The organism is Methylomonas sp. MK1 (genome assembly GCF_000365425.1).
Classification (GTDB): Bacteria; Pseudomonadota; Gammaproteobacteria; order Methylococcales; family Methylomonadaceae; genus Methylomonas.
On the sequence record NZ_AQOV01000002.1, the window covers coordinates 1,240,754 to 1,263,685 of the forward strand.

General features: G+C 51.7%; 16 protein-coding genes. 6 read left to right on the plus strand and 10 right to left on the minus strand.

Annotated features, from left to right (window positions below; translation table 11 throughout):
• Positions 1-86: 86 nt before the first annotated feature.
• From G006_RS0122515 to G006_RS0122535, 5 genes are all read right to left on the minus strand, one after another.
• Entirely contained in the window at positions 87-1,466 is a 1,380-nt protein-coding gene (locus tag G006_RS0122515) for an L-serine ammonia-lyase (protein WP_020485486.1), read from the minus strand.
• A gap of 241 nt (positions 1,467-1,707) precedes the next feature.
• A complete protein-coding gene (locus tag G006_RS0122520; protein ID WP_020485487.1) occupies positions 1,708-1,917 on the minus strand; it encodes a cold-shock protein in 210 nt (69 codons plus the stop codon).
• 72 nt (positions 1,918-1,989) lie between these two features.
• Positions 1,990-2,301: a hypothetical protein gene (locus G006_RS0122525; protein WP_020485488.1), complete on the minus strand. Its 312-nt coding sequence runs from the start codon at positions 2,299-2,301 to the stop codon at positions 1,990-1,992.
• Between the two features lie 286 nt (positions 2,302-2,587).
• Positions 2,588-3,997, minus strand: a complete 1,410-nt coding sequence (glnA, locus tag G006_RS0122530) for a glutamate--ammonia ligase (protein WP_020485489.1) — start codon at positions 3,995-3,997, stop codon at positions 2,588-2,590.
• Positions 3,998-4,150: 153 nt separating this feature from the next.
• Complete coding sequence (locus tag G006_RS0122535) at positions 4,151-5,554, minus strand: porin (protein ID WP_026147238.1); 1,404 nt, start codon at positions 5,552-5,554, stop codon at positions 4,151-4,153.
• Positions 5,555-5,962: 408 nt separating this feature from the next.
• Here G006_RS0122535 and G006_RS0122540 point away from each other — a divergent pair, with 408 nt between their 5' ends.
• From G006_RS0122540 to G006_RS0122560, 5 genes are all read left to right on the plus strand, one after another.
• Positions 5,963-6,301, plus strand: a complete 339-nt coding sequence (locus G006_RS0122540; RefSeq protein WP_020485491.1) for a P-II family nitrogen regulator — start codon at positions 5,963-5,965, stop codon at positions 6,299-6,301.
• A 22-nt stretch (positions 6,302-6,323) separates the two neighbouring features.
• Entirely contained in the window at positions 6,324-7,727 is a 1,404-nt protein-coding gene (locus G006_RS0122545; RefSeq protein WP_020485492.1) for an ammonium transporter, read from the plus strand.
• Positions 7,728-7,908: 181 nt separating this feature from the next.
• Positions 7,909-8,247: a P-II family nitrogen regulator gene (locus G006_RS0122550; protein ID WP_020485493.1), complete on the plus strand. Its 339-nt coding sequence runs from the start codon at positions 7,909-7,911 to the stop codon at positions 8,245-8,247.
• Between the two features lie 134 nt (positions 8,248-8,381).
• On the plus strand, positions 8,382-9,674 hold the full coding sequence (locus G006_RS0122555) for an ammonium transporter (RefSeq protein ID WP_026147239.1): 1,293 nt from the start codon (positions 8,382-8,384) through the stop codon (positions 9,672-9,674).
• 84 nt (positions 9,675-9,758) lie between these two features.
• Positions 9,759-10,523 carry an inositol monophosphatase family protein gene (locus tag G006_RS0122560; protein WP_020485495.1) on the plus strand — a complete coding sequence of 255 codons (765 nt, stop codon included), beginning with the start codon at positions 9,759-9,761 and terminating at the stop codon, positions 10,521-10,523.
• Here the strand turns inward: G006_RS0122560 and G006_RS0122565 are convergent.
• Positions 10,502-11,716 (minus strand): glycosyltransferase, encoded by a 1,215-nt coding sequence (locus G006_RS0122565; protein WP_020485496.1) that lies wholly within the window; start codon positions 11,714-11,716, stop codon positions 10,502-10,504. The genes G006_RS0122560 and G006_RS0122565 overlap by 22 nt on opposite strands.
• A gap of 200 nt (positions 11,717-11,916) precedes the next feature.
• Between G006_RS0122565 and G006_RS0122575 the strand changes: the two genes are divergently transcribed.
• Positions 11,917-13,737 carry an autotransporter domain-containing protein gene (locus G006_RS0122575; RefSeq protein ID WP_020485498.1) on the plus strand — a complete coding sequence of 607 codons (1,821 nt, stop codon included), beginning with the start codon at positions 11,917-11,919 and terminating at the stop codon, positions 13,735-13,737.
• Positions 13,738-13,809: 72 nt separating this feature from the next.
• On the opposite strand, the gene rpe is transcribed toward G006_RS0122575, so the two are convergent.
• From rpe to G006_RS0122595, 4 genes are all read right to left on the minus strand, one after another.
• Positions 13,810-14,481 carry a ribulose-phosphate 3-epimerase gene (rpe, locus tag G006_RS0122580; protein WP_020485499.1) on the minus strand — a complete coding sequence of 224 codons (672 nt, stop codon included), beginning with the start codon at positions 14,479-14,481 and terminating at the stop codon, positions 13,810-13,812.
• Between the two features lie 119 nt (positions 14,482-14,600).
• Positions 14,601-16,988, minus strand: coding sequence for a sensor domain-containing protein (locus G006_RS0122585; protein ID WP_020485500.1), 2,388 nt, complete (start codon positions 16,986-16,988; stop codon positions 14,601-14,603).
• Between the two features lie 20 nt (positions 16,989-17,008).
• A complete protein-coding gene (locus G006_RS0122590) occupies positions 17,009-17,710 on the minus strand; it encodes a response regulator (RefSeq protein WP_020485501.1) in 702 nt (233 codons plus the stop codon).
• A gap of 28 nt (positions 17,711-17,738) precedes the next feature.
• Entirely contained in the window at positions 17,739-22,859 is a 5,121-nt protein-coding gene (locus G006_RS0122595) for an AAA family ATPase (RefSeq protein ID WP_020485502.1), read from the minus strand.
• Between the last annotated feature and the right edge of the window lie 73 nt (positions 22,860-22,932).

Consider the following 22,932-nt stretch of genomic DNA (forward strand, 5'->3'; position numbering starts at 1 on the left):
TTCGTTTGGTCGGTTGGGCAGGCTTTTTGTTAGACGCGCGAGTTTTAACGACTCTACAAATCTTGGGCTTGCATAAACCTGAGTTGTCAGCATTCAATCAAATTTACCGCCAAACCGCCGCGTGAGGTCTCCTTGTATTTGGTTTTCATATCGGCGCCGGTTTCGCGCATGGTTTTGATTACCTTGTCCAGGGATACGAAATGCTTGCCGTCGCCGCGCAGGGCAATGCGAGCGGCGTTGATAGCCTTTACCGATCCCATCGCGTTACGCTCGATGCAGGGTACTTGCACCAAACCACCGACTGGGTCGCAGGTCAAACCCAAGTTATGCTCCATCCCAATTTCGGCGGCGTTCTCGACCTGCTCGGGCGTGCCGCCCAATACTTCGGCCAGTGCACCGGCCGCCATAGAGCACGCAACGCCGACTTCGCCCTGGCAGCCGACCTCGGCACCGGATAGTGAGGCGTTCTCTTTGTACAAGATAGCTATCGCAGCTGCCGTCAGCAAGAAGCGAATCACACCTTCCTCATTCGCGCCGTCGCAAAAGCGCCAGTAGTAATGCAATACTGCCGGGATGATGCCGGCAGCGCCGTTGGTGGGTGCGGTCACCACGCGCCCGCCCGAGGCATTTTCCTCGCTGACGGCAAGCGCGAACAAATTTACCCATTCCATCGTTCCGACCGGCATGCTTGGCGTTTGCCGGGGTATTTCGCCACTGAGCTGCCGATAGAGATTGGCTGCTCGACGTCTGACTTTCATCCCGCCCGGCATAACTCCTTCTTCGTGTAGTCCTCGGTCGACGCAAGCCTGCATCACTTGCCAGATGTTTAACAGTTTCTGGCGGATTTCCTCTTCACCCAGCCAGGCTTTTTCATTGCTTAGCATCAAGTCGCTGATTGATTTGTTATGTGTCGCGCACAGTTTTAGTATCGCTGCACCAGTTTTGAAAGGGTAAGGCAAGCACGTATCGTCATTGCTCAGCCGATCAGCGGCCGCTGCGGCGTCGGTCACCACAAATCCGCCCCCTACGGAATAGTAGTCGCTTTGCAACAGTTCGGCGCCATTTGAGCCGAATACGGTAAAGCGCATGCCGTTGGAGTGATAGGGCAATACTTTGCGTTGGAACAGTAAGTCGGCCTTCTCGTTAAAAGGCACCGGGTAACGATGCAATAGCCTAACCGCCCCGGTTTCGCGGATAGTCGCTAGTCGTTGTGGAATGATGGCCGGGTCAATCAAGTCGGGTGCTTCGCCTTCCAGACCAAGCAATACCGCTTTGTCGGTGCCATGGCCTTTGCCGGTCGCGCCAAGTGAGCCGAATAATTCGATGCGCAAGCGGTGCACCTTATCAATGATGCCTTGTTGCTCCAGATTATTGACAAACGTCCGTGCTGCCCGCATTGGTCCGACCGTGTGTGAGCTGGAAGGTCCGATACCGATTTTAAAAATATCGAAGACGCTGATAGCCATAATAGTTACCTAAATAGTGCTGAAGAAAGAGTGTCTGGAGTAAAGGGGCTGCATCCCCTCCTCGATAGCGAAGCAATTAATATGCCCCGTCGCGTAGGCTGTAATACAAGGGCCTAGTAAAGTCAATGCCTCGAGAGGGTGAAAAATAAAATAGGGGGCTTTGGTTCGGGTTTATTTTGGCACAAAAAAAGCCGGTATTACCCGGCTTCAATGCTTTGCTACGATAGCAATCAAATGACCACTATAAAGGGGTGACGTTTTCCGCTTGTGGGCCTTTAGCTCCGCTGGTTACTTCCATGGTGACGCTTTGGCCTTCACTCAAGGTTTTGCGACCGCTACCTTGAATAACGCTAAAGTGTACAAACACATCTTTGCCACCATCTTGTTCAATGAAGCCGAAGCCTTTGTCATCGTTGAACCACTTAACTTTGCCTTGTACTAATGCTGCCATAAATTACTCTTAACTTTTAAAAAACCATTTCTGGTGTGTTTCCGGTTGTTTTCTATATTAACCGAATTCTGATTATGCACCAATTAGGGCGGGAATGCCCCAAAATAAAAGCCGATGACCCGCGAATACCACCAGCTCGTTGTTGCTAGCGGTTTGATATGTCGACACTTTTCCGGACACACAGCTAAGCAGCTTTAAGCTGTAATTCTTAGTCAACGGGCGACAGGTAGCCATTGGCGCAATGAAGTCGCTCGCGGTTAGCATCGGTATCACCCAAAGGGCTATGGCAGCCAATCGGCGCATCTCTTGGAGTATTTCAGCCGCCTGCGCGCAGCTGACTAGCTGATCTTTTTTGGTTTTCATATGATCGGCACGGATCAGCATCTCGCCTTTCTCGAAGTGGACCTCACCAGGCTGCGCCGGTCAGCTCTTGTTTGCGTAGTGCCAGCAAACAGCAGGTGTAACGGCAGTTTGTGAGGGCGGTAGCATGCTTTGCCCCCTATTTTTGGACGGATCCTAGTCTATTTCGGAATAGGGGGCAAAATAGGGGGCAAAAACTTGGGCTTCAACGGGTTTTGTTGGGAATGCTTGAGACATAAAAAACCCCGCTAAGCCAAGCGGCTTGCGGGGTTTTGGGTTGGCTTGGGACTGCCTGAGACAGTCTTAAAACCTATAGGCTGTAGTACATATCCAGTTCAACTGGGTGAGTGCTCATGCGCAGACGAGTCACATCTTCTTGTTTCAGTGCAATGTAGCCATCGATTACGTCGTCGGTGAATACGCCGCCACGAGTCAAGAACTCACGGTCTGCATCCAGAGCGGCCAATGCTTCGTCCAGAGAGAAAGCAACTTGTGGAATCGCTTTTTCTTCTTCTGGCGGCAAGTCGTACAAGTCTTTATCCATTGCTTCACCTGGGTGAATTTTGTTTTGGATACCGTCAAGACCGGCCATCAACATGGCAGAGAATGCCAAGTATGGGTTAGCAGTTGAGTCCGGGAAACGTACTTCGATACGGCGACCTTTAGGGTTGGTGACGTAAGGAATACGGATAGACGCAGAGCGGTTACGTGCAGAGTAAGCCAGCATTACAGGCGCTTCAAAACCAGGAACCAGACGTTTGTAGCTGTTGGTTGATGGATTGGTGATTGCATTCAATGCTTTAGCGTGTTTGATGATACCGCCGATGTAGTACAGCGCGGTTTCTGACAGGCCGCCATACAAGTTGCCGGTGAACAGGTTAACGCCGCCTTTAGCCAAGGATTGGTGAACGTGCATGCCGCTGCCGTTGTCGCCAACCAGTGGTTTAGGCATGAAGGTTGCGGTTTTGCCGTAAGCGTGAGCAATGTTGGCAATCACATATTTCAAGCCCAATACTTCGTCGGCTTTTTTAACCAGCGTGTTGAATTTAACGCCGATTTCGCACTGACCGGCAGTTGCCACTTCGTGGTGATGTACTTCAACGGTTTGGCCGATTTCTTCCAGAACCAAGCACATTGCGGAACGCATGTCTTGGAAAGAATCGACTGGTGGTACGGGAAAATAACCGCCTTTAACGCCCGGACGGTGACCGATATTACCGTTTTCGTACACTTTTTCAGAGTTCCAGCCGGCTTCTTCTGAGTCGATTTGGTAGGAGCATCCGCCCATGCTGGTGTTCCAGCGGACGTCGTCGAAAATGAAGAATTCGTTTTCAGGACCGAAGAACGCGGTGTCGGCGATGCCGGTAGATTGCAAATAGGCTTCAGCACGTTTGGCGATAGAGCGTGGGTCGCGAGCGTAACCTTGCATATCTTTCGGTTCGATAATATCGCAACGCAAGATCAGAGTTTTGTCGTCGAAAAATGGATCGATAACCGCTGTGCTGGGGTCGGGCATCAGAATCATGTCCGATTCGTTGATGTGTTTCCAGCCGGCGATGGATGAACCGTCGAACATGTTACCTTCTTCAAAGGTATCTTCGTCGATAGTGTGCGCTGGGAAAGTAACGTGTTGTTCTTTGCCGCGCGTGTCACAGAAACGGAAGTCGACAAATTTTACGTCGTTTTCTTGGATTAATTTCAGAACGTGATCAACAGACATTAGTGAGGGTCTCCGTGGGTTGTAGTTGTTTTGGTTGAGAAGCTAAACGTTTTAACAATATCATCAAACGTAGTAAAGAGCTATAACAAACCAAGCCTCCAACAAAGCGTCGGAGGTGTGTTTATATCAATTTTCGTGGCTATAACTTCAAGATTAGAAAGTGATTACAGCGTCTGCAGTGAACAGTACTTGGTCATGACTGTTGCCGCCGGCGAATGCCTTGGTTTGATCACTATGATCCCAACGAACATTAGGCCGCAGGTTAATCCATTTGGCAGGTTTGTATGTCAAACCTGCTGTAAGAGCATAGTAGCCGCTACCTTGTGACAAGAAAGCGGCGTTGTCACCATAGTAGCCGCCCCAGGCAGCACCACATGCCGAGTTGCTACCGTCGGGTTGTGCGCCAGCAACGCAACGGCCTGGACCGTTCACGCGGAAACCGTTGTTGTCCCTGAACCATTCAGCGCGTAGGCCGGCTGAAAGTTTGTCTGTTACATCGTAAATCAAGTATTGGTTGATGCCGTACCATTCAGCATTTTGTGTTCCAACCGTGGCTGTTCCTGCTGCCAAAGTGGCGGCTGCGGAAGCATTGCCGGTTGCTACGTTGTCTGCATAGCCGTGGTCATGTTGAATAATGTAATGCAATTTGTCGGTGAAGTTGTGTTTACCAACCAAGCTGTACATCGCCCATTTCGAACTATTGACTTCTGACTGTTCGCCGGCGGTTGAGGTCAGTGCCAGCGAGGTTCCAGCGTCATCGCTAGTCCAGGTTACACCGCCCAAGAATGACCAATTGCCAACATTTTTATTAAAGTTGCCATCCCAGCCACCTGTGCCGCTACCCGTGACGGCGCCAGCGGAGATTGCCCAGTTTGGGTTAACTGTGTAGCTAGCCAGCATACCTGTATGGGTAAACGGTTCGCCATACTGCATGGTGTAGGGTTTTGTGACAAAAAAGTTGTCCGGTGAAGTAACTACTTCGTAGCCGATAGGCGTGTAAAAGTGGCCTAATTTGACATCAATACCATTGCCGACCGGCAAGTTAAGTTCGGCATAGACTTGCGGTAAAGCCAGGTTGTAAAAGCGGTCGTCCGAAAGATAGAGGTCCCAATCGCCGCGGCCGCCTGTTGCTAAGGTTGTCGTAGGGTCAAATGAAGGATTGCCGTAAGCTTGAGTAAAAATAGCGTCGGTACCGTACATAAAGTCGGCGCGGCCGCCAATGTCGAATGCATCACCACCAACCGTAATTGCTTTTTGCAAGTAAAAGTACAGCTGGTTCATTTGTACTTCAGCTGTTCTATCGTTAAAGGTTACTGGGCCATTGTAAGCGTCATGTGTGGCGTTGAGATTCGCGCCGACACTTCCTTCCAGCCAGCCACCAATTTTAAGATTGTGATCCTTCATGAACTTGGCTTCGTTCGGATCAATGCCTGCTGCACCCAGCAGTCCGGATGCTTCTGTCCAGCTGTCCGCCATAGCGGAGGCACTGCAAATCACCATTAACCCGGCTAAGCAAGCGCGGCTGTGTGATTTTGTTAACGTTGTGTTGTTTCTCATGGTGGTTATCCCCTTGGTTCAGTGACTACTGAAGATTGTACAGCAGTTTTTAGGCCATATTCGATTTATTAAAAATCAATAAGATAGGCGGCATATGTAGACTAGTTCATGATTCGCAATGGTGCAAATTCTTTTTGTTGCACCAAAGTAATGCGGTGTTGCTATGTTGCGACAACGCCCCATTTATTCTTAAAGCAAACCGCTGAAACTGGCAGATCAAGGCCTGTAGGGTGGTATTGAGTTGCAATGGTGCAATCCAAAAAGCGTTGCACTGCTTTGGTGCGATTCTGTTGTCCTTTTAATTGATGTGTTTAATAAATCTTTAAAAATCATGGGAATAAATAGTGGCATGCATCATGCTTTGCTTGTTTCGGGAATTTATTAACTCAAGCAAAGAGGTGTTGAACTATGAAACTGATAACAGCGGTGGTTAAGCCGTTTAAGCTAGACGACGTGCGTGAGGCGTTGTCGGATATCGGTGTATCTGGCGTGACGGTTACTGAAGTAAAAGGCTTTGGTCGGCAAAAGGGCCATACGGAACTGTATCGTGGTGCCGAATATGTGGTGGATTTTTTACCCAAAGCAAAAATCGAGGTAGCGGTTGCGGATGCTTTGCTTGAGCAAGCCGTCGAAGCGATTGTGAAAGTAGCCAATACCGGGAAGATCGGCGATGGCAAAATTTTTGTAACCGATCTGGAGCAGGTGGTTCGGATCAGAACCGGCGAATCCGGCGAAGAAGCTCTTTAATATCAAGATGGGGAAACCAACAATGAAATATTTAACAGGCATGGCGCTGTTCGCGCTGTTTGGACTCTCGGGCATGGCGTTTGCGGAAGAAGTGGCGGCACCGGCCGTACAAGCCACCGTTAACAAAGGCGATACCGCCTGGATGATAGTTGCCACCGTACTGGTTGCGTTAATGGTAATACCTGGCTTGGCCTTGTTCTACGGCGGTATGGTGCGAGCCAAAAACATGCTGTCTATCTTGATGCAGGTCTTTGTTATCTTTTCGTTGACGGCGATTATGTGGGCGACGTTCGGCTACAGCGTCGCGTTTACCGAGGGTAACGCCTTCTTCGGCGGTTTCAGCAAGGCATTTTTGAAGGGTATTACCCCGGATTCGATGGCGGCCACTTTCAGCAAGGGGGCTTATGTACCGGAGTTCATTTATGTAGCGTTCCAGCTGACATTCTCGGCTATCACGCCGGCTTTGATTATCGGCGCATTTGCCGAGCGGGTTAAATTTTCAGCGGTGCTGTTGTTTACCGTGATCTGGTTTAGCTTCTGCTACTTACCGATGGCGCATATGGTTTGGTACTGGGCAGGCCCTGATGCGTATACCGATGCTGCCGCAGCGGAAACAGCCGGTGCGACGGCGGGCTTTTTATTCCAAAAAGGCGCGTTGGATTTTGCCGGCGGCACCGTGGTACATATCAATGCCGGTATCGCTGGTTTGGTCGGTTGCTTAATGATAGGTAAGCGCATTGGTTATGGTAAAGAGTTTATCGCGCCGCACAGCGTGACGATGAACATGATAGGCGCGTCCTTGTTGTGGATAGGTTGGTTCGGTTTTAATGCAGGCTCCAACCTGGAAGCCAACGGTCTGGCGGCATTGGTTTTCCTCAACACATTGTTGGCGGCAGCGGCGGCAACCTTGGCCTGGATGGGCGCAGAATGGGCTGTGCGTGGTAAACCCAGCATGTTGGGCGCCACGTCAGGCGCGGTTGCCGGTTTAGTCGCGATAACTCCAGCTTGCGGCTGGTCAGGCCCGATGGGCGCTATCGGTTTAGGCTTGGTGGTCGGCGCAGTATGCTTCTGGTCAGTAACCTTTTTGAAACACGCGATGAACTATGACGATTCGCTGGATGCGTTTGGTGTGCACGGGGTAGGCGGTATCATCGGCGCCTTGGGTACTGCTGTGGTTGCCAGCCCTGCCTTGGGCGGTACCGGAGTATGGGATTACGTCACCAACGCGACCTTGCCTGACTACAGCGTGCTTACCCAGCTTGCCAGCCAAGCTTGGGGTGTAGGTATCGCCATCGTTTGGTCCGGCGTGGTGTCCTTCATTGCCTTCAAAATTGCCGACGTGGCTCTGGGTCTGCGGGTTAGCGAAGCGACTGAGCGTGAAGGTCTGGATGTCACCGAACACGGCGAAACCGCTTATCATGTTTAGGGTTGAAAGCTGCGGTTAACGCGAAAAGAAACGGGTGGTCGGCGATGGCTGCCCGTTTTTGTTATCATGAAGCACTACTTTGGTGCTTTTGCTCGGGTAAATTGTAGGTTCTACCGGAATTATTTATTATGGTGGCAACAGTGACGAAACAGCTTTTTAATCATTCGAATTTGGGGATAGCATGAAATTAATTACAGCGATTATCAAACCATTCAAGCTGGACGACGTCAGGGAAGCCTTGTCCGAGATCGGCGTGGCCGGTGTGACGGCAACCGAAGTTAAAGGTTTTGGCAGGCAAAAGGGCCACACAGAGTTGTATCGCGGCGCCGAGTACGTGGTGGATTTTCTGCCTAAGGTCAAGCTGGAAATCGCAGTGGCCGAACACGTTGTCGACCAAGCCGTGGAAACTATCGTCAAGGCCGCCAACACCGGCAAAATTGGCGACGGTAAAATTTTTGTGACCAACCTGGAACAGATCATTCGTATTAGAACCGGCGAGACCGGAGAAGATGCTATTTAAGTCTTCAAGACAAATATAAAAAACAGCGAAACATCAAAAATCGCCCTGGTCTGCGCATTATTCGCAGACCAGGGCGATTTTGTTGTTTATAGACTGCTTAAAAATAACAACACACCATCATCTAGTGAAAGACAATGACAACAATAAAAAGAACGCTGATGCTGATGGCATACAGCTTGATGTTGCCCGAGCAGGCTTGGGCTGAAGGCATTAACCAAGCCAATACCGCTTGGGTTTTAACCTCCACCGCACTGGTTTTATTCATGACCATTCCCGGCCTATCGCTGTTTTACGGCGGTTTGGTCAGAAGCAAGAATGTGCTGTCGGTGCTTATGCAATGTTTTGCGATTACCTGTCTGGTATCGATATTGTGGCTGGCCGGCGTTTACAGCTTTGTGTTTACCGATGGCGGCAACTGGCAGCAGTTTTTGGGTGGCGGCAGCAAGCTTTTTTTGCCGGAAATGAACACGCAAAACTTGATCGGCGATATTCCGGAAACCGTGTTTTTCATGTTTCAAATGACTTTCGCGATTATTACTCCGGCGTTGATCGTTGGCGCTTTTGCCGAGCGGATGAAGTTTTCGGCGATGCTTTGGTTTAGCGGGCTGTGGTTAATCGTGGTGTACATGCCGATTTGCCACTGGATCTGGGGCAACGGTTGGCTGGCGGCTTTGGGGGCCAAGGATTTTGCCGGCGGGATCGTGATCCACGTCAACGCCGGGGTTGCTTCCCTGGTGGCGGCATTAGTGTTGGGGCGTCGCAAAGGCTTTCCCACCGTGGCGATGCCGCCGCACAATATGACCATGGTGGTCACGGGCGCCGGTATGCTCTGGTTCGGCTGGTTCGGTTTTAACGGCGGTAGCGCGTTAAAAGCCGACGGCAGTGCCGGGATGGCGATTGCCGTGACGCATATTGCCGCCGCTGCCGGTGCTTTGACCTGGATGATGATCGAATGGCTACGTTTTAGTAAACCGAGTGTGCTGGGTATCGTCACCGGGATGGTCGCCGGCTTGGGCACCATCACGCCGGCTTCCGGTTTTGTCGGGCCGATTGGTGGTTTAATCATCGGCGTTGTCGCCGGCGCGGTGTGTTTTTATGCCACGCAATTCGTCAAACGCCGGTTAAAAATCGACGATTCCTTGGACGTGTTTCCGGTGCACGGCGTCGGCGGTTGCGTCGGCTCGATTTTAACCGGCGTGTTCGCGGCTGAAAGTTTCGGTGGCTTGGGTTTAAACGGCGTGACCATCGCCGAGCAAGTTGGCGTGCAAGCGCTGGCGGTTTTGGTGACGGCGGCCTGGAGTGCTTTGTTCAGCTATGTTTTGTTGAAACTCATCGATGCGTTCATCGGCCTACGCGTCAGTGAAGACGAGGAACAGCAAGGTTTGGACATCGTGCTGCACGAGGAAACCGGCTACCACAATCTGTAAAAATTAGCGCTTAAACTATAGGCTTCTCATAGCGGGCAGGGCGGATAGCCACACTGCCCGCATCCCTACAAAATTAGGAAAATCATGCCCATCACTCTCGAAGCTTTAGAAACCATCGTACGCGCGGCCGGCGAAGTAGCGATGCGATATTTCAACGATTTAGATTCTCTGGCGATCAATAAAAAAAGCGCGCGCGATTTGGTCACCGATGCCGATGTCGCGGTGGAAAATTACTTGAAACAAGCGCTCAGCGAGCACTGCCCGGAATACGGTTTTTGGGGCGAGGAAAGCGGCCAAACCGCCAATCAAACCAGTCGCTGGATCGTCGATCCGATTGACGGCACTCATTCATTCTCGAAAGGCCAATATTTTTGGGGTATAAGCGTAGCCTTGGAAATTGACGGCGAATTGATGATGGGCGCGGTTTACGGTCCGGCCTTGGATGATTATTACTGCGCGGAAAAAGGCAAGGGTGCCTGGAAAAACGGCAAACCTATTCGGGTGTCGGACGAAACCAGTTTGGCCAGCAGCATGGTGTCCACCGGATTTGCCTGCCTGCGCCAATATCTGGAAGATAACAACCTACCGCGTTTCAATCGCATCGCTCAGGCCACTACCGGTCAACGCCGTCTGGGTTCGGCTGCGCTGGATTTATGTACGGTTGCGGACGGTCAGGTCGATGCTTTTTGGGAGCAGGAGTTGAATCTTTACGACATCGCGGCGGGAGTGTTGATCGCCAAAGAAGCTGGCGCAACCATCACCGACTTTAAAGGCAATCCCGGTATATTTCCAAAGCAGGTCTTTGCCACAAACGGCAAGATTCTCGATCAGTTATTGCCGCTGATGTGAGTGTTTTTCATCAAAGTCTCACAGCGTTTGGCAATATCGATAGCTTGTTGTGAGGAAGAAAAGCTGGCGTATTTTTCTGCAAACTGTTGGGCGGCCTGTGTGTGTTTCGAATTACGCAATAGCTCAGTCAGCGTTGCCTTGTAGTTGGGGTTTTTGCTTTCTGCGGTGATGTAATTGCCCGCGCCGAGAGCTGCGAGGTTTTGAGCGCTGATCAGTTGTTCGAGCTGAAATGGCAATGCCAGCAAGGGTTTGCCAGACAGTAAAAATGCCGACAATGTCGCCACACCGCCATGGCAAATAGCTAAATCGCATTGTTTGGCAGCCGCCGAGATTATTACCGGCTGCGGAGTGATGTGTAGATTGGCGCTGCTGTTTTTCTCTATAAACGCGGGCGTTGTGCCGGGGATATGCACCAATATCGACCAAGGCGACGCGCGCAATTGTTTTAGCAATATCTCCAGGCCGGGATATTCGGGGCGCAAATAGGCGAATATTTTTTCAGTTCCGACGCTCGGCCAGATCGGCTCAATACCGGCGGTTTGCAAAAGGGTTGGTCCCCAATAGTTTGCGCTGCGGTATTGCCGATAATGGTCCAGCTCTGGAAACGTGCAGATAAAGTCTTCCGCAAACTTGAATAAGTCCGCCAAAATCCTTAATGGTGGTGTATTCAGACGCGCTAAAACCGAGTTTGTCGTGCTTAACACCTGGCTTTCGATAGTGCTTAAGACCTTATCGCCAACTCGCAACCAGGGGCGGATATTGGGCATGGGACTGAGGCGCGGCGGCGAGAAAAAGCCAGTGCCGAACCCAGCTCTTGGGATGTTTAATTCGCGCGCCGCGAGCAATGCAGTCGGCGCATGGTCGAATATGATCAGGTTGGGGGCTAGATGCCGATATAAGAATTGCCAAGCTTTTGCTCGGGTAAACAGGCCGGTTTCATCGGTAAATCCGACATTCTGTAAAACTCCCGGGTAACTGGAGGCGGGTGGTTGCACTCGACCGTCGGGCCAGCGTATCGGTGCCTGTAGATAACAAAAGTGATCTTCAGCTAACAAAGTTTCGGCGTATTCCAAATCTTTCAGCACGAATATTACTTCGTGTCCGAGTGATTTAAGTTGTCGGGCTACCGGAAGGAATGCGGCGGTATGACCGTAGCCGGCACCCAATTCCCAGCAATAAAGTACTCTACTCATGGTTACGGATTTTGAGGTGATTGAGTGGGTAATATATAAAGTATTTGCTACCGGAATTATTTTTACCGGCCTAAATCATCCTCCGGCATTTGCTAATCAAGCGAAATTACGCTATATCGTCATTAACCATTGCGCGCAAACCTAATTACCGAAATTGGATTTCATTTTAATTTACGCAGTATTAACTCACTGAATTTCTCATGAGCTTACCAATACAACATCCCGAAAAATTACTTAGTTTAAGCGAAATGCCGCCTGTGCGTTTATGCCGCCGGCTGCGCGGCACTATTCGTCCACCTGTTCATAGCTCTAAACAGGTGTTATTGGCGGCTGCCGCTGCTTTATCGATGACTCCGTTTACGCTGCAAGCGTCGACTTTGTCCTTCTCCACCAGTTCTTATAGCGCGACTGAAGCGGGCGGCAGCGTGCCTGTCACTGTCAACATGAATACGGCGGCGTATGGCGGTTGCACTATCAGTGGCGAAGTGGTTTCCACTGGCGGCAGTGCGACTTCAGGTAGCGACTACAACATATCCGGCGGCACCTTTTCTTTCAACGTGCCATTTACCGGCGGACCGCATACCGATAGCGCAACAGTGTTTATCAATATTGTGGACGACACAGTTGTAGAAAGCACTGAAACCGTGAATTTGGCTATTCAAAACGCAATCGAAGATTGTTCGGGCCCGCCCAACACCAGCAGTACTGCTGTGCTCAGTATTGCTGATAACGATACGGCGCCGATAACGCCTACGCCCCCGACGACGCCGACAACACCAACAACTCCAACTCCTAATTTAAGTCCCGATCCCGGCTTTACCCCCAACCAGCAATCAATTTACGAAGGTTTAACCAGTGCTTGCTCTGGAGCGAGCGGCGATTTATTGAACCGCTGCAATGAAATAAACAACGCAGACCTGAATGCGATTATTCCTGATGCGGTTGCCGCGCAAGGTGCGGCGGCTGTAGATTTCGGTTACAAGCAATTTTCCGTGGTGCATGGTCGCATCGTTAATCTGCGTAATTCCCAGCAGCAAAGTTCCTCCTTGCTGGGGTATTCCACCATCAATATCAACGGTGAAACGATACCGGTGGGCAAGGCTTTGATGACAGCTTTGGGCCCGGCGCGTGGCGGTGCGGCAGGCGACGATCCAAACGACCAACCGTTTCGCGATAGCCCCTTGGGTTTCTTTTTAAAAGGTCAATTCAATGTCGGCGAGAAGGCCAACACCACTAGCGAACGAGGATTCAAAGCCGACAGAAAAGCCGTTACTTTTGGTTTGGATTACAGCCTCACGGATGAATTGGTGTTGGGTGCGGCTTTCGGCTACGGCTCTACCGACACCAATTACAATTTAAACAGCGGTAGCATGTCGGCGGATGCTTTCGAGTTTTCGTCTTACGGCAGTTATTTCCTGCCGCAGTCATTTTATATCGACTGGATCATGAGTTACGCGTTGCATTCGTTTGATATCAACCGGCGCATCCAATATACCGGATTCGACAATACGGCCACCAGTGCCGCCAATGGCGACCAATACGGCTTTAGTTTGGGGTTTGGTAAAGATTTTGCGCTGCAAAGTTTTGTGATTAATCCCTATGTAAGGCTGGATTACAGCAAAACCGAAGTGGATAGCTATCAGGAAAGCGGTGGCGGCGGTTTGGCAATGGAGTTTGCCGGCCAATCTATCGATTCGGCGACATCGACTATCGGCGGCCAAGCCAGTAACGCGATCAGCACGTCTTGGGGTGTGTTGTCACCCGGCGTGCGCTTCGAATGGGTGCATCAATATCTGGACGAAAGCCGTTTGATCCAGGCGCGCTTTAGTCAGGCGGCTGTCGGCGCCGGTACATTCAGCGTCAAAACCGATACACCGGATCGCGATTATTTCAATATCGGCACATCCTTGGCGTTGAGTTTGCCGGAAGGTCGGGCGGGCTTTTTACGCTACGAATACCGCTTGGGGCAGGCGTATATTACGGATCACACTATCGAGTTGGGGGCGAGAATTCCGTTTTAAGGAATTTGCAGCGAATGCTTTGGGGAAGGGGCCGCTCCGGGAGATCCCGCAGCGGCTGTCTTTAATTCAGACTTATTTGGCGGCGGCTAATTCCGCGCGCATGTCGTCGATGACTTTTTTGTAATCCGGCTTGCCGAAAATTGCCGAGCCCGCAACGAAAGTGTCCGCGCCGGCTTCTTTAATTTCCCGAATATTGCCGACGTTTACGCCGCCGTCGATTTCCAGGCGGATATCAAAACCGCTGTCGTCGATAATTTTTCTGGCTTGGCGCAATTTATCCAACGCGGATGGAATGAAAGATTGGCCACCGAATCCGGGGTTAACCGACATCAGCAAAATCATATCGACTTTGTCCAGCACGTGTTCCAGATAATGCAGCGGGGTGCCTGGGTTGAATACCAGACCGGATTTGCAACCCAGGTCTCTGATCATTTGCAGTGAGCGATCAATATGTCTGGAGGCTTCTGGGTGGAAGGTAATGTAGCTAGCACCGGCTTTAGCGAAATCGGGAATGATGCGGTCTACTGGTTCCACCATCAAATGTACGTCAATAGGTGCGGTAACGCCATGCTTACGCAGCGCTTCGCAAACCAGCGGACCGATAGTCAGATTGGGCACAAAATGGTTGTCCATCACATCGAAATGCACAATGTCTGCGCCCGCATTTAAGACATTAACAACTTCTTCGCCCAAGCGTGCGAAGTCTGCGGAGAGTATGGAAGGTGCAATCAGATTGTCAGCCATCTTTTGATCCTTTTGGTGAGGTTAAAAACCGGCATTATAACTTTTTTCCGGCGTTTGGCTAAAACAGTGGATTGATTGCACATTTCAGGGCGACCGAGGCGTGTTTCAAGCCGTAACTGTCAGCCGATTGCCGGCATATGATTGTTGTTAGGAAAGTGGTCGGTGAGAAATTTTTCGAATTCCGCTATCGGTAGCGGCTTGCTGACCAAATAACCTTGGTAAAGATCACACTGCCGGCTTTTCAGAAAAGCCAGTTGCTCGGCGGTTTCCACGCCTTCCGCAACCACTCGCATACGTAGCGTCTTTGCCATGGCGATGATCGTAGCGGTGATTTCCATATCGTCGGTGTGTTGGGGGATGTCTTCAATAAAGCTTTTATCGATTTTTAAGACATCCAGCGGAAAGAGTTTCAAATAAGCCAGCGATGAATAGCCGGTGCCAAAATCATCGATAGCCAGATGCACACCTAACCCGTGCAGTTTATGCAAAATTTCGATGGCTTCTTTTTCCCGCTTCATCAAGGCGCTTTCAGTGAGTTCGAGTTCCAGGCACTCGGCTGGAAAACCGGTTTCTGCCAAGACCTTGGCGACGAGGTCGCTAATGTCGCTATGCAAAAACTGTTGCGGCGACAGGTTAACTGCCAGACGCAAGGGCGGAAAACCGGCTTTTCGCCAGCGTTGGCCAGTGCGGCAGGTTTCTCTCAATACCCAATTGCCGATACTGGTGATCAGACCGGTTTCCTCGGCAATCGGTATGAAGCGCAGCGGCGGTATCAGTTCGCCGCTGGCAGTCTGCCAGCGGACCAGGGCTTCGGCTCCGATAATCGCGCCAGTCTCGATGCAAATTTGCGGTTGGAAAAATACCCTTAATTCGCCTTGCTCGATAGCTTGCCGCAGGCGGATTTCTATATCGATACGTTCGCGCGCGGCGCGCGTCAAATCTTCCGAGAAATATTTGAAACGATTACGGCCCTCGTTTTTGGCTTGATACAAGGCCGTATCGGCTTGTTGGATCAACTCGTCCGGCGAAGCGCCGTGTTCGGGAAACATCGCGATGCCGACGCTGACGCCGATGCGTACCTCATGACCGCTGGGTAGCTGCCAGGTTTGGTTCAAGGCATTGATGATTTGCGTGGCTACGTGAGCGACGGTTTCGGGTTGGTTGACTTCTTCCAGCAACACCACGAACTCGTCGCCGCCGAGGCGGCAAATGGTATCGCTGGTACGCAGCCGGGTAGTCAGGCGCTCGGCGACCATTTGCAGTAAATCGTCGCCGGCCAAATGGCCGAAGCTATCGTTGACGTCCTTGAAACGGTCCAGATCCAGCATCAACACCGCCATCTTATTGGCTTGGCGGCGGGCTTTCTCGATATTATGTTGCAGGCGCGACAGGAACAGCATGCGATTAGGCAGTTTCGTCAGCGGGTCGTGATGGGCCAGGAATTCCAGTTCCATTTCCGAAGCCTTTAATTTGGATATGTCGGCAAATACGCCCACATAGTGGCTAATCTCGCCATTCCCGTCGCGCACGGTGCTGATGCTTAATAGTTCCGGATACACTTCTCCGCATTTACGGCGATTCCAAATTTCGCCTTGCCAATGATCCGTCGTGGCAATATTGGCCCACATTTCCCGGTAAAAATCGGCGTTATGGCGGCCGGAACTCATGATGCCGGGACTATTGCCGATCACATCCTGATTGGCGTAGCCGGTAATATCGGTAAACGCCTTGTTGACCATCGTAATGCGGCGCCGGGCATCGGTGATCATCACGCCTTCGCGCGTGCTTTCGAACACGGCGGCGGCTTGTCCCAAGCGCTCCTCGTTGGCTTTGATGTCGGAAATGTCGGTGATGGTGCCGACGTAACCGCGCAATCCGCCGGTTTCATCCAGTTCCGGCTCGGCGCGTCCCACCACCCAACGCACACTGCCGTCCGCCAATTGAAAACGGTATTGCATATTGAAGGGTTGCAAGGCGGATATGCAACGCTGCCATTCGGCAATCACGGATTCGCGGTCGTCGGCGAGCAGCCCGGCTATCCAGCCGTCACCGTGCGAATCAATAAAGTGCAAGCCGGTGATTTCGCACCAGCGGTGATTGACGTAGTCGCATTCGCCTTTTTCGTTGGTGCGAAAAATGCCGACCGGGGCAATTTTGGACAGCGTATGGAAGAGTAGTTCGCTTTCCTGCAAAGCGATTTCCGCTTGCTTACGAGCCGTGATGTCACGCAGTCCGATGACATAGGCCGGCGCGCCTTCCCATTCCAGCGGCGTGGAACGCAGTTCCGCCCAGGCTATGCCGCTGGGACGAATCAGATTGATGTCTTGAAATTGAATTTTGTCGGCCGAAATCGGAATTGCCAATGAATGACCGATCAGGCTGCCGCGTTCCAGTAATTGTTCTGCTGCTTGATTGGCATAAAGAACGACGCCTTGCGGGTCGACCACCATGACGCCGTCGGTAATGGTGTCAAGGATCAGATTGAGTTGTTTGAGTGTTTGTGGCATTTAGGAGTTACGACCGGGCATCAAACGATCACTGTCTGCACACCTGTACCAACATTTTGAGTAGTGATGGCCGCCATCACCGACGACATTCGGGAAAGATCGCCTAGCAGTTTTAGCACTGGTTCCGGTAGATCGCGCACCAGCATCGGCGTGGCAAAGATTTCTTTTTCCAGGGCTTTTTCCGGCATGCCCAATACTTCCACCACATCGAATACCCAATGGCCCGGCTCGTAAATGCCGGCCAGCACCGCGCTGATTTGCTCGACCAGCCTGCGGGTTTCCGGATTCAGCGACACCACGTACAAGGTCAAAACCAGCTTATGGTGGTTGGCTCTGCGTTCTTCATGAACTTTGGCGATGTGTACCACTTGGGCGATATTGCGGATTTGCGACGCCGACAAGGGTTTGCTGGCCAGCTCGAATTGCAAGCCTTCTTCATGGGCGTCTTTCAGCTGATCCATGAATTCGGCGGCAAAGGCCGTGACAATATAAACATTCAGGCTGGTGTCCAACGCCTTTAGGCGGCGTAAGGTCTCCACACCATCTATGCCGGGCATGCGTAAGTCCAGAAATATCAAGTCGGGACGATCAGCTTCCACCATGGCGATACCTTGCAGACCGTTCTCGGCTTCGCGCACATGGTAGCCTTCTTCTTCCAGGATAAGCTTGAAGGCACCACGTACCGCCGGGTCGTCGTCAATCACCAGAATGTTGTTTACCATCGCCTCTGTCTCTATTCGTTAAAAAATACTAAAAGTGGGGGAATTTTAACCGTATGCGGCAACCTTCGCCAATGCGGCTTTCCACTGCTATCGAGCCATTGGCATCCTGAATCAAGCGGCGGGTGACGGATAAACCCAGCCCGGTGCCCTGGCCGGGCGGTTTGGTGGTAAAGAAAGGATCGAACATGCGGCTTTGTACCTCGTCGGGGATGCCGGGGCCGTTGTCTTTTACAATCAACTCTAGCATTTTTTCCGCACAGCGGACGCTGATTTCAATTTCGGGTTGCGCAATCCCGCGCAGCGCATCGCGGGCATTGATTAATAGATTGATCAGTATCTGTTGCATGCTTTCCGCTGTGCAGGCGAGTTTGGGCAAGTTTTCCGGTATCTCGGTGCGGACTTGGATAGCGGTTTTGCGCAATTCGCCTTCCAGTAACAACAGGGTTTGGCCTAAAACCTCCTCTAGCGAGCAACTGCCGGTTTGCGTGGTTTTTTGATGCATGAACACCAGCATATTCGAAACAATGTTTTTGATACGTTGAATTTGCTGCAACGCTTGCGCAAGGACTTGTTTAGATTTGGCGTCTTCGGTGCGGTCCGAGACAAATTCGACGAAGTTCATCACGCCCATCAGCGGGTTATTGATTTCGTGGGCCACGCCGCCGACCAGCGTACCCAGCGCCGACAGCTTTTCCATTTGCAGCATATGATCCTGATTTTCCTGTAATTGTTTATAAGCTTGGCGGGTTTGTTCCAGCAAGCGGGCATTTTCCAGCGAGATAGCGGCCTGCGCGGTCAACAGCTCGGTCATGCTGATTTTTTCCGGGGTGAATACGCCTTCGGATAGCCGGTTTTCCAGATACAGCAAACCGATTAATTCGCTTTGCTTGATGACCGGCAAACACAATACCGAGCGCAAGCCAAACGCTATCACCTCGGGGGCGTTTTGAAATTCGCCTTCGCTACAGGCGTCGCTCAGCACGACTTTTTCGTGGGTGCGTTGCACGTAATTGACGATGGCGTGGCAGATGCCGCGTACTTTGTTCAAGCTGTAATAGTGTTTGTGTATCGTGCGTTTTTTGCCGACGTGCTGCTCGGCAGCCACCAATAATTCGTCATTTTGTTTGATCAGCAAATAACCGTGCTGGGCTGCGGAGCTTTCCAACACGACGGCCATGATTTTTTGCATGAGTTGTGTCAGATCGATTTCCGCCGATAGTGCCAGCGCCGATTTCATCAAATAGCTGATGTCCAGACTAGGTAAGGTAGTGGGAGCTGGCTGAGGTTTGGTTATTCTGGCACCGGTTTCCGGGCTGACGTATTGATGGCGCTCCTGCAGCTGGTTGTTTTTTGCATCGGCACGACATAAGCGGTAATGGCGGCGGGCTTCGCCGTAATAAAGTTCTGCGTCGCCCAAGCCGTGCTTCAGTAGCAGATCAGCCAGGGCTTCGTATAGATGGCCGGTCAGCAGGCCATAGTTTTGCGCCAGCGCTAGGGCGATAGCATCCATATACAGATTGCGCGCGTCACGGTATTGGCCTTGCCGATTGGCTAATTCCGCATGGATAAACATCAGGTAGGGCTTTAGCAAGGGGCCTAGTTGCCCCCATACTTCCAGTTGCGCAAGCAAGGGCGTCATTTCGGCGTCGATAAGCGCAGCATCCGTTTCCGACCGCAGCAGGTTCAAGATCCGAAATATATACCAAAGACGTTTCAAAACATTGTCGGTTAAACCATGCAAATAGTTTTCCACGGTTTGCAACGATAGCGCCGCCGCACTATAGTCGCCCAGGTAATATTGGGCAAAACCCAGCAATGCGAAGTAACTGCCGGTAGCGGCAACATAATTATTGGCTTGCCAGTCAGCCAGGGTTGCTTGCATATCGACTTGCCCATTGTCGGGCTTCATCGGCAATACCCAACCGGCCATTACCGCTTGAGCCAGACCTATCGAAAACGACAACTGGTTTTTACGAGAGAATTGTAAACACTCCTCGGCGGCTTCCTCGACCCAGCGCAGGTTTTTACCCTGAGCTATTAGATTCCACATCAACGGGCCGTAGGACAAACCGGCGTTGTATAAATCGCCGCAGTTTTTCCCGGATTGAATGGCTTTGTGCGCGTAATCGACAATATCGGCCGGGTGGCTACGCGAGTGCATATTGCACCAAACAATGCCGTTCATGCCTCTGGTCGCGCCAAAGGTGTTGGGATACTTTGCGCATAAATCGTGAGCCAAATCCTGATAGCGAAACGCCTGCGCGAATTTGCCCTGTTCGCCCAGATTGAGGCCCATGATGGAAAACGAATAAATCACCGATTCGTCCATCCCACCTTCCAGACAATGCAAGGTGGATTGGGCGGCGGATAAATACAGCTGCGGCACCAGACCGCACATGTATAAATCCGGAATCAACTCGCTATAAAAAGCCAGTTCGATTTTGCTCTGCCGCTGCTCCGTAAACGGCATATTCAGGATTTTTTGCCAGACATCGTCTTGCTGGTCGATGATCAGCATCAGATTTTCCATGCGTTGCCGGGCTTGCTCGGGATCGTCGGGAATGGACTTGTTGAAATAGGCTAAACCGCGATTGGCGGTGGCGATAGCTTGCTTGAAGTTGCCGAACGAGGATAGCGACGTGGTCTGATCGGCCAGTGCCTCGGCTTTGTCCAGATCACTGACCGCATGCTCGATCAGCCGATTCAATAAGGCTTCCGAGCTATCGTAGCGGCCGCACATCAAATCGGTTTTCGCCAGGCGCTGATAAATTCGAAACGTCAGCGCATAGGCCGTTTCCCAACAATCGGTCGGTAGATAATCGTGGGCTTTCAGAAAAAATTCGTTGGCGGCATCGCCGGCCAGGGCGTCCAGGGCTTTATTGCCGGCGTTGAAGTTGATATTCACCAGCCAATAGGCCGTTTCCTCGTCGACTATAGCCGGGCAGCCCTGATTGAGATGGGCGGCGATGGTGAATAAATTGTCCAGGCTGACAAGCTCGGTACCAGGCGGAACCACCGACAGCAAGCGATTGCCTATGCGCCAATGGATGCCGGGGCGGGTCGCGGCGTCCACTTGCTGTAATACCGCTTCCTGCACCCGGTCGTGGACAAACTGCAAGTCGGCTTTGTTTTCCAGCAATAGCCCCATGCTTAATACCGGCTTTAAATCCTCGAACAGTTGCTCGATACGCGTATCCAGCACCAGCGCGACATCCTCCGCGGTGAAGCGGTTGCCCATGCAGGCGCAATGGTAAAGGATGTGTAAAGTCCGGCTTGGCAGTTTACGCACTTTGGCACTGAACAGCTCCACCACGCTGGCCGGCATTTGCGTGTCGCGGATGCGGTTCATATCCCATTGCCAGTGCTGTTTGGCGTCGATACCGAGTAAGCCTTCGTTGTACAACCAGGCCAGACTTTCGCTGACAAACAAGGGATTGCCTTCGGTCAGATGCGCGATAAAGTCGGCTAAATTTGCCGTGGCGGTTAACGACGAATCCAGAATGTAGGCGACCATTTCGTGGCAATCGGCGTCGCTGAGTTCGGTCAAATGAATCTCGGTCAGCGGACCGGCGTTTTCTCGCACGCTACGGATCAGTTTGGTCAATGGATGACCACTATCGACTTCGTTGTGACGATAAGCGCCCATAAAAAACAGGTAGGGGTGTTCGCGCTGATTGGCGAACAGATTTTGCAAGAAATCGAAAGTGGCGCTGTCGCACCATTGCAGATCGTCGATGAATAACACCAAGGGATTTTCTTCGCTGGCTAGACAGGCTAGGAAGCGGCCGAACAGATTGTTGAAACGGTTACGGGCCTCTACCGGCGGCAAGGGCTGGGCCTCAGGTTGTGGGCCGATGATGAATTCCAGCTCCGGCACCACGTCTACAATCACGCCGCCGGCATGCTCCAGCGCTTCGAGGATTTTGGCGGACCAATAATGTACTTGCGCGTCGCTTTCGGTCAGAAAGGTGCGTATCAGATTGCGCAAAGCCTGGATCAGCGAACTGTAGGGAATGTTTTTTTGATACTGATCGAATTTGCCGGAGCTGAAATAGCCGCGATTTTTTACCAGCGGCTTTTGCAGTTCTTGAATCAGCCGAGTTTTGCCGATGCCGGATAGGCCGGATATAAACACCGAACGAAACCGGCCTTGGGTTACCTGGCTATATTCTTGGCGGATTAGCTCGGTTTCGCTTTGCCGGCCGACCATTTTCGAAATGAAAATCACCCGGCGGCTGCGGTCATGCTGGCCTATGCCAAAGTCCGATACGCTGCCGGTGATTTCGTGCTCTTTCTGGCAGCGCAGCAAATCCGCCAGCAAGCCGGACGCACTTTGGTAGCGTTTTTCCGGTTGTTTCAAAATCAGTTTGGCGATGATTTCGCTCAGCGTGTTGGGAATGCCGGGACTGATGTCATGGACTTTGACCGCTTCCTCGGCCAGATGCGAGTGAATCAATTCCAACGGATCGTCGGAAAAAAACGGCAGTCGGCCGGTCAGCAGTTCGTAAAACACGATACCCAGCGAATATAAGTCGGTGGAGAAATCGACCCGGTAGTTGATGCGTCCGGTTTGCTCAGGCGAGGTATAGGCTAAGGTGTTGCGGACAAATTCCGGATCGTAAATAAAATGACTGACATCGCGGATGTCCAGCGGGGTGATGAAGTCGGTCAGGCGCAGGTTCAAGCTGCCGGATTGCACCAAAATATTGTGCGGTTTGATGCCGCCATGGGTGATGCCAGCATCGTGCACCGATTGCAAGGTGTCGGCTAACGAACAGGCCAGCGTAAAAAAATCGGCTAGATTCACCGCCTGTTGCTGGGTGATCCATACATTCAGTGGTTGGCCGTTGAACCAGGGCTGGACGATAAATTGATCGCCGTCGTTGGATTCCAAAGCCAACGGCGTGCAGACGCGCGGGTCGTGCAATACTTTCAGGCGTTCGATTTTTTGCCGCAGATGCCGGGATTGGTCGTCCCAGCTCGACAATAGTTTCAGGCATTTAACCACCAGCGGGTATTCCGGCACATGTTTATGGTAGCCCTTGTAAACCGTGGCTTGCAGGCTCTCGCCGAGTTTGTCGGTCAGCACGTAGCTGTCCAGTTGCGGAGCGTTTTGGAGTGGAACTGTTCGGGTACTTATGTCGATCATGCGCTGGCGAGTGGAAATGTTAAGGCGATTTTCGCGGCAGTTCCGGGGGAGGGCTGTTTTATAATTCTAGTCT

Excerpts from the sequence above, each read along its gene's own strand:
- G006_RS0122595 (WP_020485502.1), bottom strand. The coding sequence starts at position 22,859 with ATGATCGACATAAGTACCCGAACAGTTCCACTCCAAAACGCTCCGCAA.
- G006_RS0122560 (WP_020485495.1), top strand. The coding sequence starts at position 9,759 with ATGCCCATCACTCTCGAAGCTTTAGAAACCATCGTACGCGCGGCCGGC.
- G006_RS0122575 (WP_020485498.1), top strand. The coding sequence starts at position 11,917 with ATGAGCTTACCAATACAACATCCCGAAAAATTACTTAGTTTAAGCGAA.
- G006_RS0122535 (WP_026147238.1), bottom strand. The coding sequence starts at position 5,554 with ATGAGAAACAACACAACGTTAACAAAATCACACAGCCGCGCTTGCTTA.
- G006_RS0122540 (WP_020485491.1), top strand. The coding sequence starts at position 5,963 with ATGAAACTGATAACAGCGGTGGTTAAGCCGTTTAAGCTAGACGACGTG.
- G006_RS0122555 (WP_026147239.1), top strand. The coding sequence starts at position 8,382 with ATGACAACAATAAAAAGAACGCTGATGCTGATGGCATACAGCTTGATG.
- G006_RS0122550 (WP_020485493.1), top strand. The coding sequence starts at position 7,909 with ATGAAATTAATTACAGCGATTATCAAACCATTCAAGCTGGACGACGTC.
- glnA (WP_020485489.1), bottom strand. The coding sequence starts at position 3,997 with ATGTCTGTTGATCACGTTCTGAAATTAATCCAAGAAAACGACGTAAAA.
- G006_RS0122525 (WP_020485488.1), bottom strand. The coding sequence starts at position 2,301 with ATGCTGATCCGTGCCGATCATATGAAAACCAAAAAAGATCAGCTAGTC.
- G006_RS0122515 (WP_020485486.1), bottom strand. The coding sequence starts at position 1,466 with ATGGCTATCAGCGTCTTCGATATTTTTAAAATCGGTATCGGACCTTCC.
- G006_RS0122545 (WP_020485492.1), top strand. The coding sequence starts at position 6,324 with ATGAAATATTTAACAGGCATGGCGCTGTTCGCGCTGTTTGGACTCTCG.
- G006_RS0122590 (WP_020485501.1), bottom strand. The coding sequence starts at position 17,710 with ATGGTAAACAACATTCTGGTGATTGACGACGACCCGGCGGTACGTGGT.
- G006_RS0122565 (WP_020485496.1), bottom strand. The coding sequence starts at position 11,716 with ATGAGTAGAGTACTTTATTGCTGGGAATTGGGTGCCGGCTACGGTCAT.
- G006_RS0122520 (WP_020485487.1), bottom strand. The coding sequence starts at position 1,917 with ATGGCAGCATTAGTACAAGGCAAAGTTAAGTGGTTCAACGATGACAAA.
- rpe (WP_020485499.1), bottom strand. The coding sequence starts at position 14,481 with ATGGCTGACAATCTGATTGCACCTTCCATACTCTCCGCAGACTTCGCA.
- G006_RS0122585 (WP_020485500.1), bottom strand. The coding sequence starts at position 16,988 with ATGCCACAAACACTCAAACAACTCAATCTGATCCTTGACACCATTACC.